The 1,200-nt window shown below is 64.0% G+C and carries 2 protein-coding genes; both read left to right on the top strand.

What is annotated here, in order from left to right; translation table 11 throughout:
* Positions 1–399, top strand: a 399-nt coding sequence (locus tag EOC06_RS42580) for an ABC transporter permease (RefSeq protein ID WP_245469617.1), incomplete at its 5' end; no start/stop codon positions are given.
* Positions 389–1,200: ABC transporter permease (locus EOC06_RS15075; RefSeq protein ID WP_164898591.1), on the top strand; the 812-nt coding region annotated here is incomplete at its 3' end. The genes EOC06_RS42580 and EOC06_RS15075, both read left to right, overlap by 11 nt.

Below are 1,200 nucleotides of genomic sequence, written 5' to 3'. Positions count from 1 at the left end.
GTATCGTTCACCGGCACCTTCATCGTCTTCGTCTATGTCTGGCTGCCGTTCATGATCCTGCCGGTACAGGCGGCGCTCGAGCGCGTGCCCGGCAATCTTGTCGAGGCCTCGTCCGATTTGGGGGCTTCGCCGGGACAGACCTTCCGCAACGTGCTGTTCCCGCTGGCCCTGCCGGGCATTGTCGCCGGTTCGATCTTCACCTTCTCGCTGACGCTCGGCGACTACATCATCCCGCAGATCATCGGCACCTCGCGCCTGTTCATCGGCCAGGCCGTCTATTCGCAGCAAGGCACCGCCGGCAACATCCCGCTCGCCGCCGCCTTCACCGTGGTGCCGATCGTCATCATGGGCTTCTACCTCTGGGGCGCCAAGCGCATGGGGGCCTTCGATGCGCTCTGATGGTTCCCAGTCGGCTCCGCTCGGCCTGAAGATAGCCGCCGCCTGCGGCCTGCTGTTCCTGCATCTACCGATCCTGCTGATCTTCGTCTACGCCTTCACCACCGAGGAGAAGAGCTTCGTCTGGCCGCCGCCAGGGCTGACGACGCAATGGTTCGCCGTGACCTGGAACCGGCCGGATGTCTGGCAGGCGCTGTCGCTATCGGTCAGGGTTGCCTCGATCTCGACTGCGATTGCTTTGGTCCTCGGAACGCTCTGTTCGGCGGCGGTGTCGCGGACAAAATTCTTCGGCTGCGAAACCATCTCGCTGCTGGTCATCCTGCCGATCGCCCTGCCCGGCATCATCACCGGCATCGCGCTGCGCTCGGCCTTTTCGCTCGCCGATATCCCGTTCTCGTTCTGGACGATCGTGCTCGGCCACGCCACCTTCTGCGTCGTCGTCGTCTACAACAATGCCGTCGCCCGCTTTCGCCGCACCTCCGGATCGATGATCGAGGCGTCGATGGATCTCGGCGCCGACGGTTTTCAGACTTTTCGCCATGTCGTGCTGCCCAACATCGCCACGGCACTGCTTGCCGGCGGCATGCTGGCCTTCGCGCTGTCCTTCGACGAGGTCATCGTCACCACCTTCACCGCCGGACAGCAGCAGACGCTGCCGATCTGGATGCTGGAAGAGCTGATCCGCCCGCGCCAGCGCCCGGTCACCAATGTCGTCGCCATGGTCGTCATGCTGGTGACGCTGCTGCCGATCCTTGCCGCCTATTACCTCACCCGTGACGGCGACCAGATCGCCGGAAGTGGGAA

The sequence above is a fragment of the Mesorhizobium sp. M7A.F.Ca.MR.362.00.0.0 genome (assembly GCF_004023175.1).
In the GTDB taxonomy this organism is placed as follows: Bacteria; Pseudomonadota; Alphaproteobacteria; order Rhizobiales; family Rhizobiaceae; genus Mesorhizobium.
This window is presented reverse-complemented; position numbering and strand designations above follow the sequence as displayed.